Here is a 16607-nt window from a genome sequence, read left to right as displayed (position 1 = left end):
GACTGACTTGTAAGCAGTTTAAGTATACTGTTGTATTTTTTCTATCAGGTTGCCAAAATGTTAGTACAAGGATACCGTAGAATTTAGACAAAAAAAATGTGGGGTTCCCCCAGATGACAGTTGAGTAAGGTGATTGCGAGTCACCTTCTGCCCAGAGAAGCCACACAAACTTCAAAATAAATAAAAAACTTTTATTAAAAGTTATTGTAGCTGACTTTGTGGATTTTCTGCAACTGGTTGGGACTCCGAAAAATAAAAAACAGGAGCAACTACGAATGAAAACCGAATCCACAACCGCATTACACAATTCCTGCCCAATTAGTCAAGTTTCTATTTGGGTGAGTGACACAGATTGTATCTACGCCTTAAACAATTTGTCCAGTGTCGCTGAAATCTGTCTATATAACCGCCGGGAACTGTCATCTGGTACAAACTACTTCATTGACGATGGCAACACCCCAGAATGGCAAATCAGAAATATGTGCTGGCAGAATCCAGATAGCTGCTACGTACATAGAGTAAACACACCCTTAGAATATTTAATTGGTGAAGCATTTTCAGCCAAAGAATTTTTTAGTCTGATGCTAGATAATGCCCTTCCCTTTGCTGATTGGGCAAAACGCAAAGACAAAGAGCCATTGACAATCAAAGAAGCTATCCAAATAGCCCAAATCGCCTATAAATATAAATCGGGACTTGATTTAGAAGTTGAACTCGATACTTTACGAGTAAGATGCAATCAGAACTCCTATGACTGGAATAGGTGTATGGCAAAATTAGAGAAAGAATTTTATCAAGAGTTGGAACGACGGGGAATACTAAACTACTCTACAGATCCATCAGAACGACTCAAACTGGAAATCAAAAGATACATTGCAGAAAAAGACGAAGCTAAAAAGGCACTGATAGCTAAAGAACTGAGAAAACAGGGAATATCCAACCAGGATATTAAGGCGATCGCCTCTCAACTCGATAACAGCTTCGCAACTCCCAAGGGAAAATTTTTTAGCAGCTACGATTTATTAAACTATGAACCGGAAGTTGCACCCTGGTTAATTCCTGGATTATTACCAAGTACAGGAGTAGCATTATTGGCAGGAGATCCGGGTATAGGAAAATCTACCCTCGCCTACGACTGCGGTTACTCTGTAATTAGTGGCAAACCATTTTTAGGCGAAACACCAGCTAGAGTAGGTAAAGTATTATTCCTTACTGGTGATGAACCATTTAATCAATTGCGAGAAAAAATTATTACCCGTGGTTTCTTTGAATACATGGGAATGTTTGACGTAATTCATAATTGGGATATCTCCCAAAATGGGATGTTAGAGGAAAAATTAGAACAATTAAGGCCAGCTTTAGTCATAATTGACTCATTCTCAAGTATTCACCAATCGGAAGTTTTCGACGAAAATTCCAGTAATGCAGCTAGGGAAATCAGAAAGTTAAACCCGCTCCTAGAACGCTACAACTGTGCTGGTTTGATGATTCATCACACCAACAAAAACAAAGAACAGAAGGGTATTCATAAAGTTAGGGGAAATACTGGCATCACAGCAGCGGCCACAGCTGTATGGTTGCTTACTGGTGAGGGAAATGTCAGAAGATTCACCACGCCTAAATTAAGAGGTTCTGAACCAATTGATTGGAATATCAGCCTTGACATTCACTCCGGCCGTTTTGATGTTGTTAGTGGTAATGAAGAAATACAGCAATCAAAATCAGTCATTGGACGAGTTAGGGAGCTTTTTGAAAGATTGGGGCATGATACCCGACTAGAATTTTTAGAAGTCAAAGCACAAGTAAGCGGTACTGATTCTAGTTTGCGTAAAGCTCTTGAGCGTTTATGCAATCAAGGCATAATTGTCAAAACACCTGGCAAAGGAGGCTCTAGTAAGGTTGTTTACCATTTATCATCTAAGTATATTCCATCTACCCCCCCTCCCTCTAATGATTCTGTAAATTTGTCCAATAAAATCTCTGAAACCTTTACTAAACAAAGCGTTGAGATATTGGACAAATCATTGGACAAACCGTGGGACAATGTTGGACAAGATGTTGAACAAGTACCTATAAATACACCTTGTCCAATAACTGAAAACCATGCTGGACAAGGATTTGGACAAGATATTGGACAAGCCTCTACAAGTGAGGAGGGGGGGGAGGTTGTCCAAGATGTTGGACAAGTTGCAAATGAGACTAACTTTGATAGTGAGGTTAAGGAACAGGATACGATTGCGGGAAGCGCAGTGTCGAAGGCAACTGCACCAATTCCTCTGAATGAACTACAGCCGGGGGATATTATTGAAAGCCCGGATCTGCCTCTAGGTATGAATGGTCAGGGAGAGGTAGTTTCGATTGATGGAGAATTTTGCGTAGTTAAATGGTGTGTGAAGTCTATCCGGCTTGAATCAATCACCCAGATCCGCCGGGGCTGATGTCATTCAAAATTAGCTTAAATTTGCTCCCATGCCAATTGACCTGGGGCGAAAGTAGCGAAGATACTGTTGAAACAAACAGTAGAAATGTCAATATGTATGTCGGTGGAAGGATAATATTGCCGTTTTTACGTGCTTATGCTTCCAATTAACTTCGGCAATATTATGGTTTCAATGCCTCTAAATCCTTGTAGAATATACATTTGACGATAAAATGCTTGGATATTGCACTTGGACTAAAAATGTAGGATTGAAGTCCCCCAAAAAACTGAAACTCTTCTGGCATAAGTATTTGACAATCCTACACCAACCTAAAAATCAAATCTTAAGATTACCTTTTTTTGGCAAGCTTATAATTCCATTTTTGATTTCCGGCAATATTATGATTCCAAAGCATCAAAATAGGATGCGATCGCTTCACGAAATAATGAGTATTACAGCCTCCGTTGTGGCAATATTATGGTTCCAGTCGTGGCAATATTATGGGTTAACCGACAATGTAATACTGTAAAGATGTAAAGATGTAGAGGTGTAGAGGTGTATACATGAAAGTAATCTCTATCGTCAGTCAGAAAGGGGGGGTGGGGAAAAGTACCATTAGTATTCACCTTGCCACCGCAGCCGTGATCAAAAAGAAGGAAGCGGCTCTCATTGATTTAGATCCACAGGCAAGCGCATCTAAGTGGTCTGATTCTAGGGAAGCTGAATATCCAGTTGTAATTTCTTGCCAAGCATCAAGGTTAGAAAAGGTTTTAGCCGCAGCCCAGGAGGAGAAAGCCGATTTTGTTGTGATTGATTCAGCCCCACACAGCGAGTCAGCAGCACTGGCGGCGATTCGCGCTGCTGATTTAATTCTCATTCCTTGCCAACCATCAATTTTAGATTTACGCGCTATCTCGGACACCATTGATTTAGTCAGGTTAGCTCAGAAGGATGCGATCGCGATCGCACTTCTTAACTGTGTACCAACCAGGGGGACTTTAGGCGATGAAGCTGCCGAAGCAATTAAACAATATTCCATTCCTATTGCACCAGTGAAAATTTCTGAACGTACTGCTTTTGTCAGATGTCTTTCTGCTGGACTAACGGTAATGGAGTATGAACCGAAAGGCAAGGCATCAGAAGAAATTTGGCAACTCTATAAGTGGATATGTCAACAGGTAAAACTGTAAAACTGTAAATATGTAGAGGTGTAGATATGTAGATATGTATACATATAGTCAAAATCAAAAAACAAACTTGGCAACTCTGCAAGTAGAGGTGTAGACAAGTAAAACTGTAGATATGTATAAATGTAGAGGTGTATACATATAGCCATGATTAAAAAAACAAATTTGGCGGACTCATTAAAAAAGGCATCTGAGCCTGAAAAGGTTATTACTGCTAAAACCAGTCAGCCAGAACAGCCTCAACCAGAAGCCAAATCTGAAGTACCACCAAGTCGTGTGGGGAAGAAAGCGATCGCAGGACATTTTGATCCAGCAGTGGGTAAACAGTTACGGCAATTGGCCTTAGACAATGACACTACAGTTCAGGCATTACTGGAAGAGGCATTAAATGATTTATTTTTGAAGTATGGTAAATCGCCCATTGCCTAAATGCTTGATGTCAAAATTGATGAAGTTATCTGTACACCCAATGGTAGTACCCTGATAGTTTTTTACACATCTGAAAAATGCTGGCAATTTCGTTTGATTAGCCACACCGGGGGTATTTTTGGCTCGGAACGAATTTATTACACCCCGGAAGCGGCGTTTAAGGCAGGGCGTGAATGGTTGGCAGACGAAAAATGATGCAGTAAACGAAATGGCACTTTCGTTTACTGTCGCACTACTTAACGAATTGGTTCTTTCGTCAAAAATAGGTATCAATTTGTAGAACATCAAAAGGCTGATGATACTGTGCTGAGGGGGTTGAGCCTTGTTACAGGACGAGAACTCAAACTTGAAAACTAAAAACGGAGCTTTTGAGTGTCTAGCTGTCTAATATTGCCAAATTAGCCAGTAAATAGCATACTCTAATGTATTAAAGCATCAATTTAAACATCATCCCCTTTATGCCCCTGGACTACTCCGGTCAAAATCTCAGAGGACACTCTTTCAAAGGTCAAAACCTGGAAGGTGCGAATTTTAGTTATGCAGATATTAGGAGTGCAAATTTTACTAACGCCAAGCTGAACGGGGCAAACTTCAGTCATGCCACAGCCGGATTACAAAAGCGGTGGATAGTTTTCCTAATTTTGGTTTCGTGCTTGCTGTCGGGGATATCGGGATTTCTCTGGGTTTCCAACCTTGTTTTAGGGTCGCTAATCTTTGACACTTCCAACTTTACAAACCAGATTACTGGCTGGATGAGCTTAATTGTCTTTACACTTATTATGTTATTTTTTATTACGATTCGCCAAGAGTTAATAGCATTGGGAGTCGTTATTATTGCATTTGCTACATCTATTGGTATTGCTGTCATTGGAGCCATAATCGTTGGAGTTATTTTCGGAAACAGAGTTGGAGTTCTTGCTGTTACCAGTGCTGTCAGCTTTGCTGGAGCTGTAGCTGTAGCCTTCTCCGTAACTGGAGCTATCACCATCTTTGTTGCCGCAGCCATAGCTATTGCTGGAAACAAAGCTGGATGTGTAGCTGGATGTGTAGCTGTAGCCATTAAAGGAGTGTTCGTTGGATTTGGGTGTTCAGCTGGAGTAATCTTGAGTGTTTACATGGCTTGGCGAGCAATGAAAGGAGATAAAAAATATTCCTTGGTTCGCAACATAGCTATTGCCTTTGCAGCCATTGGTGGTACAAACTTTCGCAACGCTGACCTCACCGATGCTAATTTCACTGAAGCCACGCTAAAAAGTACGGATTTGAGAAACGCCACGCTGAATCGGACTTGCTTTGCCAAAACTAAGCTACTCAACCGTGTTCGCCCTGGTAACACTTATCTTCAGAATGCCCAGTTACGCGAATTGTTAATTACAAGACAGGGACAAGATAAAAACTTAGATCGCCTAGACCTGCGGGGAGTCAATCTACAAGAAGCTATTCTCACAGATGCCAGTTTCATTGGTGCAGACTTAAGTGAAGCAAACTTACAGGGAGCTATCCTTACAGATGCCAGTTTTATTGGTGCAAACCTAAGTAAAGCCAATTTACAAGATGCTGATTTATCAAGAGCCAAGCTGGTAAAAGCACAACTAGATGCAACAGACTTCACAGGTGCAACTCTGACCGGGGCATATATTGAGGACTGGGGCATTACCAGTGATACCAAATTTGACGGGGTGAGATGTGAGTATGTTTATATGCGATTACCCACCAAAGAACACCCTGACCCCTTACGCAAGCCTGACAACAACAAAGAAGTATTTGCAGATGGAGAGTTTGGTGACTTCATCAAACCTATTGTTGATACCCTCGACCTTTATCATAACCAAGGAGTTGACCCAAGAGCGATCGCAATTTCATTCAAGCAATTAGCAGAGAACCACCCGGAAGCTGATTTGCGAATTGTCGGTATGGAAGTCCGAGGTGAAGATAAATTCTTGCTTCGTGCTAAAACAGCAGATTCTGCTAACAAATCAGAACTGAGTGCAGAGTATTTCACTACCTATAATCAGCTAAAAGGACTGCCAGATCGTGAAATACGTTCACTATTAGCCGAAAAAGATAGTAGAATTCGTAGTTTAGAAACTATGGTAATGACAGCGTTAGAACGCCCTAGTTTTTATTCAAGTACACAAATCCAAGAGGTAAGCAGTATGACTAGCAATCCAGGTGGGTTTTCAATTGGCGGTTCAGTAGGTGGTAACGTCAACAACGTTCAAGGCGATAACAACCGCGCAGTTCAAGGAGACAATAATCAGGCTGTTCTGGGAGATGGTAATCAAGTTACACAACAGAACCAAGTCGGAGCAACTGCCGAAACCACACTCACTAAAGATGACATTATTAAATTATTTGCAGAACTGGAAGCATTAATTAAAAAAGCAGAATTACCAGCAGATACCAAGGAAGAAGTAATTGAAGATTTAAGTGCAGCGAAAAATGCCACAGACAAAGAAGAACCAAATAAAGAACGTGCTTTGAAAAAGTTAACTGATGTAACAGAAGCACTAGAAAATACTAGCAAGAGCGTGGAAGCAGGACAGAAAATTTGGACAACAGCCAAGCCGATAATTATGAAAGTTGCAAGCTGGCTGGGAGCGGCGGCTGGTTCTTATCTGTTGGGATTATAGAACTAATTCATGAGTCAGTCACCTGATAACTTTGACCCACAACAGCCTGATGGCAATCAACAGCAACAGGCTAATATTTCTATAAATCAAAAAGCAGTTCAGGGTAATGAAAACAGAGTAGTTCAAGGGGATAACAATAGGGCTGTTTTAGGTGATAACAACATAGTAAATCAGGGTAATAACAATACCCAGAATATCAACTTTATTATTAATAATAATTATTATGCGGAAACAGTTACCAATGCTTCTGTAAAAACGATTGAACAAACTAAAAATACTTTAGAAAACAAAGTATATGATTTCAATGCAGAACCAGAGAAAGCAGTCAGAGCGCCATCTAAATTTAAGCCCAGTCTCCGAAAATATCGGTTTGAATATGCAGAAGTTGTTAAGCCTTCTGGACTATTTGGATTCGTAACAAAACCAATCATCAATTCTCATCGCAAGGAAGCTAAGTATTTTGTCGAAGATTTAGGTGGAGGAGTAGAATTAGAGATGATTGCTATCCCTAATGGGAATTTCTTTATGGGTTCACCTGAAGAAAAAAATACAAGTAGCTCAGAATCTCCTCGACATCTGGTATCTGTTAATTCCTTCTTTATAGGGAAATATCCTATTACTCAAAAACAATGGAAAGCGGTAGCTTGCTTACCACAGATCAATCATCCCTTAGTAGTTGATTGTTCTAAATTCAAAGGAGACAGCTATCCCGTAGAACAAGTTTCCTGGGAGGATGCTATTGAATTCTGCGCTCGCCTTTCCCAAAAGACAGGTCGGAATTACCGATTACCCAGTGAAGCTGAATGGGAATATGCTGCTCGTGCTGGGACTACAACCTTATTCCACTTTGGAGACATGATTACTCCTGATTTAGCGAACTATAAATATTGTGAAAATACTAAATCTTCAAAAGAAGTTTTTCATAATCAAACTACTCCTGTTGATAAGTTCAAATTTGCAAATGTCTTTGGGCTATATAATATGCACGGATTAGTTTGGGAATGGTGCCTGGATCACTGGCATAACAGCTACAAGAGAGCGCCCAATGATGGTAACGTATGGCTCAATGATAAAGATAGCCAATTTCGTGTAATTAGAGGAGGTTCTTGGGCTGATACTCCAGAAAATTGCCGTTCAGCATCCCGCAAAAAAGCTCGAATCGGTGAACGAGGAGAGTACCTCGGCTTTCGAGTAGTCTGTGACAATTAAATCAATGTTGTTTAAAAGTCAAGCACAGTGAAGAATTTTCAATTTGAATAATTTTTATCTATTAAAATAAACAATGACAATACCTAATCTTATTCCATTTATAGTAATTTTAATTATTGTGGGAATAGTTTTGTTTGTAACTAGGAATAAAGAAGAGAAAAAACCCATTAGTGTTCGCACACACAAAAGAACGATAACCGTCAAAGGACATTCTAGAAGCAACCCTAACAACAAAGCCAAAAGCAAAAAACGCCGTAGCAGTAAACGATGAAAAAATCAAAATTTTATAACACTTTCTCTGTTTCTCTTCCATTTACGGTGGTCTTTTATTGGGATTGTAAAACTAATTTATGAGCCAGCCACCTGATAAATTTGACCCACAACAGCCTGATGCCAATCAACAGCAACAGGCTGATAGTTATATAAATGACAATGCAATTCAGGGTAATGAAAATAGTGCAGTTCAAGGGAATGATAATCAATCTGTTCTGGGTGAGAATAATATAGTAAATCAAGGTAATAACAATACCCAAAATATCAACATATATTGGTCTGCTCCCAGCACACAACAGCAATTTAAACAGGAAATACCCCATACACAACAGCAACCTGAACGGGAAATACCCTCTCTGTTACCCTATTTAGCTAACCGTAGCGAGCAGGAGTATGAACTAGACAAGGCTATCAAAAAGCTAATAGAAAAAAATCTTCCCTATCCTCTAATCTGTATCATTCATGGTGATGAGTATCAAAGCCATGACAAGTTTTTAGAACGCTTGCACAAAGTTTCATTACCTAAGTTTCTAGGACTGGATTCTAACCAAGACTTAATTAAAAAATATCATCTTCCCTGTTCTGCACAATTGAATACGCATGAATTCCCAGATTACTTACGCAAAAATTTATCAGATAGTGTTAGAGGAGATAGTTTAGCTTCTCTAGAAGAGATTAATGATTTTTTCTATAAATGTTCCATTCCTGTCCTTATTCATACTCATTTATTTACAGAACAATGGACAAAACAAAGATTTGAGATTTTGCATAAATTACTAGATTTTTGGCAGCAATGGCCTGACCTTCGGAATAACCAAAAAATAATATTTTGTATATTTATTAAATACAAAATTAGGCGCAAAAAGTCTACTAATGATTCCCAGAAAAAATCGGTGTTTGGTTTTATCATTAACTTTATCAAACAATATCGCTACCAGAGACTCAATCAAAAAATTTGTCATTATCTAGAAACATTATCACTATCTAAATTTGAAAATTTTAATCGGTTGTCAGGAGTCGTTTTACCAAAGCTTATTGGAGTGAAACGCGAGGATGTTGAGAATTGGGTGCGTATGGAATATACTCAAAACGTTATTGGAGAAGCAATGGCTGATAAACTCATCAGAGAAATTAGAGACTTATTTGAAAAATGGGAAGAACAAAACTCATCCAATATAATTCCGATGGATGATTTAGCTGAGGACTTAATTAAACTTATGAAATCTAATTTATCAGGTAAGGGAGCAATTACATGAAGTTTCCGTTTTATGTAGGTGGTAGAACCCGTCATGAAAATGAATTACCTGTAAAACTGCCAACTTTTCAGCGTTCTCAATTACTTAAACCAGAAAACTATATTCCAGATCCAGGTTTGAGGGATGCTTGTAATGTGGCACTATTGCTAGGACAACCTTTACTGCTGACTGGAGAACCAGGAACTGGAAAAACTCAATTTGCTTACAGTCTGGCTTGGGAACTTGGCTTTGGCACTCCGCTAAAGTTTGAAACTAAGTCCACAAGCACTGCCCGTGATTTATTCTATACCTATGATGCTCTAAAGCGTTTTCAAGATATTCAGAATCATTCTACCTCTGCCAAGCTCTTGGATTACATCAATTATCAAGCTCTAGGACTAGCCATTTTACGCACTCGTGAGCCATCTGAGGTAAGTCAATATTTACCACCTGAACTTTTACACAAGCAAAAAATACGTTCTGTTGTAATAATTGATGAAATTGATAAAGCCCCCCGTGACTTCTGTAATGATGTCCTGAATGAGTTAGAACATATCTATTTTCGAGTTCTAGAGTTGGGCAATGAAAAAATTGAAGCAGATCCAGAATTACAACCAATTGTAATTATTACCAGTAACTCTGAAAAAGATTTACCAGATGCTTTTTTACGTCGGTGTATTTATTATAATCTACCCTTTCCAGATGTAAAAAGCTTGCAGGAGATTATTACTAATCATCTTGGCACTTACGTTGGTAACAGTAGTCCTTTTTTACAAGCAGCCTTGGATTTATTCTATAGGTTACGCGCACCGCAAAGTGGATTGAGAAAGAAACCTGCAACGGCTGAGTTATTAAGCTGGTTAATAATTTTGCAAAGATTCACTGGCGATATAGATAATCCTTTTACTCAACCAGACAAATTTCTCCGTACTCTTAGCATCCTAATAAAAACTGCTGAAGACCAACAAAAAGCCACTAAAATTGTAGAACAATGGATACAGGAACAGACAAGAGCATCCCAGAATGGTTAAACCCTGATAGATTGATAGAGTTGATTGAGCTACTAAGGGAAGCAGGATATAAAATTGGCATTTCTCAGCATATAGCGGCTCAGGATTTAATTCTGTTCCTAATTGCTCAAGAGCAAACTTTAGATGAACCACAACGACTGAGAACTTTACTCGGACCAATCTTTTGTAAATCTCTAATTGAGCAGGAAGATTTTCAATACCACTTTGATAGTTGGCTAGAGTTGGTTAAACAAATTAGTCGTGCTAGTCATACAACAGAAAAAGCAAATTTAGAAGCTCAAGTGGCATTGTCTCCAGAGGAAAAAATTAGACCACGCTGGTGGCGATTACAGTGGATTTTGATATTTATAGCACTTATAACAGGAACTTTTTTCTTTCTAAAGAATACAAATAACACACAGAACCAAACAGGAATTTGGTTCTTTCTAAAGAATACAAATAACACACAGAACCAAACAGGAATTTGGTTCTTTCTAAAGAATACAAATAACACACAGAACCAAACAGGAACTAACCAAACAGGAACTAACCAAACAGGAACTAACCAAACAGGAACTAACCAAACAGGAACTAACAATAATCCGAACTCTAAATTAATCCCAATTAACTGGCAAATCGCATTTTATTTCTTACTTAGTCTCTGTTTTATTTATATAAGCTGGCGGCTGTTCTGGTTATGGCGAGCTAATTTATTTTTGCAACGCTCCAGTACAAGAACAACACCAAAGTTACAGACAATTTCAATTCCTGACTTGGAGCAAAATTTATTTCCAAGGCATCTGTTTATAAACATCGCTAAGGCTTTTAGACAGCGTATTTTAGTTCCCTCTAATACGTTGGATGTGGAGAAAAGTATTGACGCATTTTTTCGGCACGGGGGCTGGGTAGAGCTAGTATACCGTAATTATACGATGATTCCAGAATATTTATTTCTGGTTGAACGCACTGGTTATCGAGACCATCAATCCAAGTTTGTTGCCGAGATGATTGAGCGGCTCAAAAATGATGGAGTTTATCTAGAAACTTATTTTTACGATGAAGATCCACGCATTTGCTTCTCCAGTGATGAACATAATTCTCCGCGAAAACTTCATGAAATTGCTACTAAATATCGTCAGCATTACCTCATCGTGGTTTCGGATACGGAAAAGCTGTTTAGCTCTATTAGTGGTGAATTAGAACCTTGGGTAAATCAACTGTTAGATTGGGAAAATCGGGCGATTCTCACACCAAAGCCAGTAGAAAATTATGGTTATGAAGAATTTGTACTTGCACAGGATTTTTTTATTTTACCTGCAACACCTACAGGTTTGCAGGCATTGAGCCAAAAATTACAACAGGGAACAGCAACTAATTATTATCCAATCGAAGAAATTCAATTACCTTTGCCTGAGTCTTTACGTACAAGACCTCTGCGTTGGGTTGAGCGTAACCCACCCCCACCTGAAGATATTGATAAAATGTTGGATTCCTTAAAGGAATATCTTGGTAAGGATAATTTTCACTGGCTTGCGGCTTGTGCAATCTTTCCACAGTTGCATTGGAACATCACTGTTTATTTAGGTAATACTCTCAAAACAAAGGACGGGCATTCTTTGTTAGAAGTAGCTTCGCTAACTAAATTGGCTCGCTTACCTTGGTTTCGTTTTGGATATATACCAGACTGGTTGCGTATTCGCTTGATTTCTAGCCTCACTCATGAACAAGAACATCAAATCCGTAATGCACTCCGAGATTTACTGGTAAAAGCCGTTCATGATTCTGTAGGCGGATTGCAATTGGAAGTAGCAACACAATCTTATAGTTTTAGTTCTAAACTTGTTAATCCAATCCTTCATATTTTATCTAAAAAAGCTGCTGAAGATAGCTTATTAAGGGATTACATTTTTCTAAATTTTATGACTATACAACCTGTACTGGCTATAAGTGTACCAAAAGAGTTTAGTCGCATACTACAAAGACAGAAAAGATATAATTCCTCTGAAAAAACACCATTGCTAAACTACCGTAGACAATTCTTGGAATGGGTTGTATTTGGAGGCGTAGTCTTGGTAACGGTAGTAGTAGTTCTTAATATTTTCCAAGCTTATGATTTAAAGACGACTTCAAAGTTACCTCCTATACTGTCAATTCTTCAAGAGTTAATCACAGCCCTAAATCAGACTCCTGTGGATTTAAAGAAGGCGGCAACTGGAATTGTGAGTGCTACCGCTAGGGAAAAATTGAGTCAAGGCGACTTACAAAGAGGACTAGAGGCTGTAGATGAACTGTTGAATCGTGGGGATTTAGCCTCAGCAGATACGGCTTTAGAACTGATCCCTGCCAAGCAAACTGAAGATCCATCTGTTAATTTTGTACGGGGAAGATTGGCTTGGCAATTTGCCCAAAGCAGAGATAAAAAATACAATATTGATGATGCCCGACGTTATTGGGAATTTGCGGTGCGGGATCAGCCTAATTCTGTGTTGTATAATAACGCTTTGGGATTTGCCTACTATGCAGAGGGAAATCTCAGTCGGGCTAATGATGCGTGGTTCAAGGCTGTGAATCTAGCACTGAAGAACCAGAATACAAACTCGATAACCATACCAGATAAGAATGGTATCATGCCATCGGAAGCGTTAACTTCCTATGCGGGGTTAGCTTTGAGTTTATATAAATCTGTAAATAATCAACCTGATGTTAAACAAACGCAATATATGAATGAGGCGATTAAACTGCGTCAACTTGTGATTGAGAATGATCCAGTAAGTTTTACAATAGATAAGTTAGCACACAATTGGTTGTGGACAGATCAGGCGATCGCAGATTGGCGATCACTCCTCCAGGAACCAACAAAAGATATCAAGACATTGAATTGAGAAAAACACATCTCCAATTGGACTCAAGATAGGGATTTTATCCTGAATCTTTTACCAGATGATTGTTTTCGTTACTATCAATTAGCCACTTAATTCTTCTCTACATTAATTTAATTAATATCAGATTTATGAGCTACTCTTTTTGATTTATAGCTCTATTTTACTATGTCTATAATTTCGTTTTTTACTTTCATTGATTAGTCTCACTTATAATCTTTATCTTGAATATCTTCATTTATTTATCTATTCACCCCTATGGGTGGTATTCATTCTTATTGCTCCTTTTGAGAATAGGTTTTGATGCCATTTTTGTTGTTTTTCTTTTTCGCCAATCTATTTTCTTGCTAATATGTTCTTTTTTATTCTCAGTTTTCTTTCCTATCTATGCAATTCCACTCCTGCTAATATGTTCTTTTTTATTCTCAGTTTTCTTTCCTATCTATGTAATTCCACTCCTGTTACACTTGGGGTGCGGAATGTGGGGTAAAACACCTACCCCGGTAAATAAAGGCCACTACTATCACTAGGTTTGGCATGGGCATACCTACTCGTAGTCTGTAAAGAAGTATGCCCCAAAGTTTGCTGCACCAACTGTACAGGCGCACCCCTATCCAAGCTATGAGAAGCATGAGAATGACGTAACCAATGGGGACTCACCTTACCCTGAATTCCCGCCTTCTGCCCCGCCTCCGCTACAATTTCCCAAATATGCCGTGGCTTCAAAGGTTCACCACCCTTGCGACTTTTAAACACCGCAGACTTAGGAGTATCATCAGGAGAACGCAAAGATAACAAAGCAGAATATAACTTCTTAGGAATCAAAACAGTCCGGGACTTATCCCCCTTCCCGAACAAAGTCACCTGTCCCTGGTCATCTCGATTTGGGCGGATATCAGCCCAACGTAACAGCGCCACCTCTCCTACCCTTGCCCCAGTATAATAGAGAAATTGAATCAAACAGCGATCGCGCACATTTTGAGTTAACGCCACCATCGTCATCACCTCAGTTTCCGAAAGTATGCGTTCTGCCAACCTATCCTTCGGTTTCGGTAACAAAGTATCAGCAGCAGCATTAAACTGAAGATACTTAATCTTGCACCCATAACTCAGTAGACTTTTGATAGCAGCAATTCTTCTAGCTCGACTTGCAGGAGACAAAGGTTTACCCGTCTTCGGTGTGGAATGCGTTTCCAGAAAATCTGCAAAAGCCTGGACATCATTGATCGTCACAGAACGCATATCAACATCATTCAACCTTACCGTCTCCGGTGATTCCTGCAACAGAAAACCGATAAAACAGCGCACATCAGTCTCATAAGCCCGGTGAGACTCCTTACTGCGTTTAGTTGCCAACCACAGAGCCACGAGTTGGGCAGTATTGGCAACATCAGCCATCTTCGAGGTGGAATTTACCTCTTGCTGATATCGAGTTAACATAGACATATAACAAAAAATGCGTAGACAACCCTGCCCTGTGGTGGGGTTTATTCTTTTATTTAATCACTGAAATCAAAAAAATCTGGGGAGCATCCCAATTTTGAAAAAATAAACTTAGCCATTGCAAAATCTCTCTAAAACTCTCTTTCCTTCGTGTCCTTGGTTCTTTTTCCATTCCCCCTGCTAGAAAGCTCCCTGCTAGAAAGCCCCCTCCTGTCTTTATGATCATCTCACTTGCATCGCGTTACTTCCTTTGGGAGTTATGACGAGATCGAGGAAAAATCGCCTTCTTCCCAATGCCCAATGCCCAATGCCCAATGCCCAATGCCCAAGATAGCAAACCTGATATCAAGTGGGAGGATATCGCAGATAAGTCTAGTTATCAGCGTTTGATATCAACTAGGGGGGTGCGATCGTGTCACGAACCAATCACTTCTTTACCTCAACAACATTATGAGCCAGTGCGCGATCGCATTTTTGGCGTATGCCGATCTATACCTCAGTATAGACAGGTAAACTGTTTTGAGCATCACCCTAAAAGCGATCGCTTCCAGCGGGGCTTCGCAGCATCGCCCCCTCAAGGTAAGCAGCTTGGACAATAATTAGCGGTAAGCTCACTGAATCGGCAAGTTGGCAACCAAGATTAGTAGATGGAATTGCTTCTATCTTTACCTTTGCAGGTATGGGTAAGTGTCTGTCATCACATATGGTAAATTAGGCGTAGCGGGTGTGTACCCTAACTATATTTAATTTTTTGCTACACATGATATATTGGTCTCTGTAATGGTAATGCCTACTGTGCCTACTTTACGAGTCAACTATCTATGTCCACTGGATAGAAAAAAGTGCTGTCTAGTCGCTATTTCTGTACCGCTCTGGAAAAATATAAGGGAAGCATTTCTATAAAATTTTTATGGTTGAGATTAACAATATTTCCACTCAAAAAGATTTTTTTGAAAATCAGACAACTTTACCAATAGATAATAATAGAACATACGAGTATGATGGGAACTTATATGATCGGTTTGAGGAAGGTTCTCTATACTATTTAGAACAGCAACAAGATATACCTTTCTGGCTTGACATAGCCAAAGAGTATGGAGAAAGTATTTTAGAATTAGCTTGTGGTACAGGGAGAATAGCTATAGTTCTAGCGCAGCATGGCTTCCAAGTAACAGGAATTGATATTTCTAACTCCATGTTAGAAGCTGCTCGAAAAAAATCTTCTCAGGTTGAATGGAAAAAAGCTGATGTTCGAGACTTTGATTTAGATAAAAAGTTTTCGTTAATAATATTTCCGTACAATTCTTTGCACCATCTTTTAACTACGGAAGAAATTGAGGCTTGCTTTAATTGCGTTAAGAAACATTTACACCCAACAGGGAAATTTGTTATTGATATAACTAATCCTTCACCCCAGTATCTCTTAGAATTATTTGTTTCTAAACAAAGGACTATATCCTCAATATTTCAAATTGATGATGGGGGAGAGATGGTGGTAGCTACTAGAACCAGAGAGTATGAAGCGGATAAACAAATTCTTAGATTAAAACGATATTATAAGTTTCCCCACCAAACAGAAGAGGTGATAGAAGAATTAAAATTTAGACTTTACTTCCCTCAAGAATTTAAATCAGTATTAAGATATAACGGTTTCAAGAGCGAAAAGCTATACGGAGATTACTCTAAAAATACATTTACATCAGACTCTCCTCAAATGATTGTACTTTGTAGTGTAAGTAATTAAAAAACTACCAGCTACACTCAAAGGAAACTCTGAATCGTTGCAATACCCCATATTGGTATTTAATGAATGCAACATTAGCCGCGTTATGTTGCATTCACATCCCATAACACCCCACAAAGGGCGATGGCGCGGAGCGCCCGCCGCA

Annotated in this window: 12 protein-coding genes; 11 read left to right on the top strand and 1 reads right to left on the bottom strand. The window is 39.2% G+C overall.

The window, feature by feature from the left end:
* Window positions 1–275 precede the first annotated feature (275 nt).
* The 9 genes from ACLLO5_RS27610 (at window position 276) to ACLLO5_RS27570 (ending at window position 13278) form a co-directional block, all read left to right on the top strand.
* Entirely contained in the window at window positions 276–2438 is a 2163-nt protein-coding gene (locus ACLLO5_RS27610; protein ID WP_413176458.1) for an AAA family ATPase, read from the top strand.
* A gap of 545 nt (window positions 2439–2983) precedes the next feature.
* Complete coding sequence (gene parA, locus ACLLO5_RS27605; protein ID WP_413176457.1) at window positions 2984–3610, top strand: ParA family partition ATPase; 627 nt, start codon at window positions 2984–2986, stop codon at window positions 3608–3610.
* Window positions 3611–3754: 144 nt separating this feature from the next.
* On the top strand, window positions 3755–4036 hold the full coding sequence (locus ACLLO5_RS27600; protein WP_413176456.1) for a ribbon-helix-helix domain-containing protein: 282 nt from the start codon (window positions 3755–3757) through the stop codon (window positions 4034–4036).
* On the top strand, window positions 4037–4231 hold the full coding sequence (locus ACLLO5_RS27595; RefSeq protein WP_413176455.1) for a hypothetical protein: 195 nt from the start codon (window positions 4037–4039) through the stop codon (window positions 4229–4231). It begins immediately after the preceding gene.
* 263 nt (window positions 4232–4494) lie between these two features.
* Window positions 4495–6669, top strand: a complete 2175-nt coding sequence (locus tag ACLLO5_RS27590; protein WP_413176453.1) for a pentapeptide repeat-containing protein — start codon at window positions 4495–4497, stop codon at window positions 6667–6669.
* A gap of 9 nt (window positions 6670–6678) precedes the next feature.
* Window positions 6679–7878 (top strand): formylglycine-generating enzyme family protein, encoded by a 1200-nt coding sequence (locus tag ACLLO5_RS27585; protein WP_413176452.1) that lies wholly within the window; start codon window positions 6679–6681, stop codon window positions 7876–7878.
* Between the two features lie 350 nt (window positions 7879–8228).
* On the top strand, window positions 8229–9407 hold the full coding sequence (locus tag ACLLO5_RS27580; protein WP_413176451.1) for a hypothetical protein: 1179 nt from the start codon (window positions 8229–8231) through the stop codon (window positions 9405–9407).
* Window positions 9404–10417 carry an AAA family ATPase gene (locus ACLLO5_RS27575; protein WP_413176450.1) on the top strand — a complete coding sequence of 338 codons (1014 nt, stop codon included), beginning with the start codon at window positions 9404–9406 and terminating at the stop codon, window positions 10415–10417. The genes ACLLO5_RS27580 and ACLLO5_RS27575 overlap by 4 nt, the downstream gene beginning before the upstream one ends.
* Window positions 10378–13278: a hypothetical protein gene (locus tag ACLLO5_RS27570; protein ID WP_413176449.1), complete on the top strand. Its 2901-nt coding sequence runs from the start codon at window positions 10378–10380 to the stop codon at window positions 13276–13278. Before ACLLO5_RS27575 ends, ACLLO5_RS27570 begins: the two co-directional genes overlap by 40 nt.
* Window positions 13279–13770: 492 nt before the next feature.
* Here ACLLO5_RS27570 and ACLLO5_RS27565 read toward each other — a convergent pair whose 3' ends face one another.
* A complete protein-coding gene (locus ACLLO5_RS27565; protein WP_413176448.1) occupies window positions 13771–14721 on the bottom strand; it encodes a tyrosine-type recombinase/integrase in 951 nt (316 codons plus the stop codon).
* A 290-nt stretch (window positions 14722–15011) separates the two neighbouring features.
* On the opposite strand from ACLLO5_RS27565, the gene ACLLO5_RS27560 reads away from it, so the two are divergent.
* Window positions 15012–15317: a hypothetical protein gene (locus tag ACLLO5_RS27560; RefSeq protein ID WP_413176447.1), complete on the top strand. Its 306-nt coding sequence runs from the start codon at window positions 15012–15014 to the stop codon at window positions 15315–15317.
* 311 nt (window positions 15318–15628) lie between these two features.
* Entirely contained in the window at window positions 15629–16462 is an 834-nt protein-coding gene (locus ACLLO5_RS27555) for a class I SAM-dependent DNA methyltransferase (RefSeq protein ID WP_413176446.1), read from the top strand.
* The last annotated feature ends 145 nt before the right edge of the window (window positions 16463–16607 follow it).

The organism is Anabaena azotica SJ-1 (assembly GCF_047275885.1).
GTDB classification, from domain to species: Bacteria; Cyanobacteriota; Cyanobacteriia; order Cyanobacteriales; family Nostocaceae; genus Trichormus_B; species Trichormus_B azotica_A.
Note: the sequence above shows the minus strand (reverse complement) of the source record. Positions and strands in the feature narration are given on the sequence as shown.

What these genes read in the sequence shown, in the direction of transcription:
- ACLLO5_RS27610 (WP_413176458.1), top strand. Translation starts at nt 276, where the DNA reads ATGAAAACCGAATCCACAACCGCATTACACAATTCCTGCCCAATTAGT.
- parA (WP_413176457.1), top strand. Translation starts at nt 2,984, where the DNA reads ATGAAAGTAATCTCTATCGTCAGTCAGAAAGGGGGGGTGGGGAAAAGT.
- ACLLO5_RS27600 (WP_413176456.1), top strand. Translation starts at nt 3,755, where the DNA reads ATGATTAAAAAAACAAATTTGGCGGACTCATTAAAAAAGGCATCTGAG.
- ACLLO5_RS27595 (WP_413176455.1), top strand. Translation starts at nt 4,037, where the DNA reads ATGCTTGATGTCAAAATTGATGAAGTTATCTGTACACCCAATGGTAGT.
- ACLLO5_RS27590 (WP_413176453.1), top strand. Translation starts at nt 4,495, where the DNA reads ATGCCCCTGGACTACTCCGGTCAAAATCTCAGAGGACACTCTTTCAAA.
- ACLLO5_RS27585 (WP_413176452.1), top strand. Translation starts at nt 6,679, where the DNA reads ATGAGTCAGTCACCTGATAACTTTGACCCACAACAGCCTGATGGCAAT.
- ACLLO5_RS27580 (WP_413176451.1), top strand. Translation starts at nt 8,229, where the DNA reads ATGAGCCAGCCACCTGATAAATTTGACCCACAACAGCCTGATGCCAAT.
- ACLLO5_RS27575 (WP_413176450.1), top strand. Translation starts at nt 9,404, where the DNA reads ATGAAGTTTCCGTTTTATGTAGGTGGTAGAACCCGTCATGAAAATGAA.
- ACLLO5_RS27570 (WP_413176449.1), top strand. Translation starts at nt 10,378, where the DNA reads ATGGATACAGGAACAGACAAGAGCATCCCAGAATGGTTAAACCCTGAT.
- ACLLO5_RS27565 (WP_413176448.1), bottom strand. Translation starts at nt 14,721, where the DNA reads ATGTCTATGTTAACTCGATATCAGCAAGAGGTAAATTCCACCTCGAAG.
- ACLLO5_RS27560 (WP_413176447.1), top strand. Translation starts at nt 15,012, where the DNA reads ATGCCCAATGCCCAATGCCCAATGCCCAATGCCCAAGATAGCAAACCT.
- ACLLO5_RS27555 (WP_413176446.1), top strand. Translation starts at nt 15,629, where the DNA reads ATGGTTGAGATTAACAATATTTCCACTCAAAAAGATTTTTTTGAAAAT.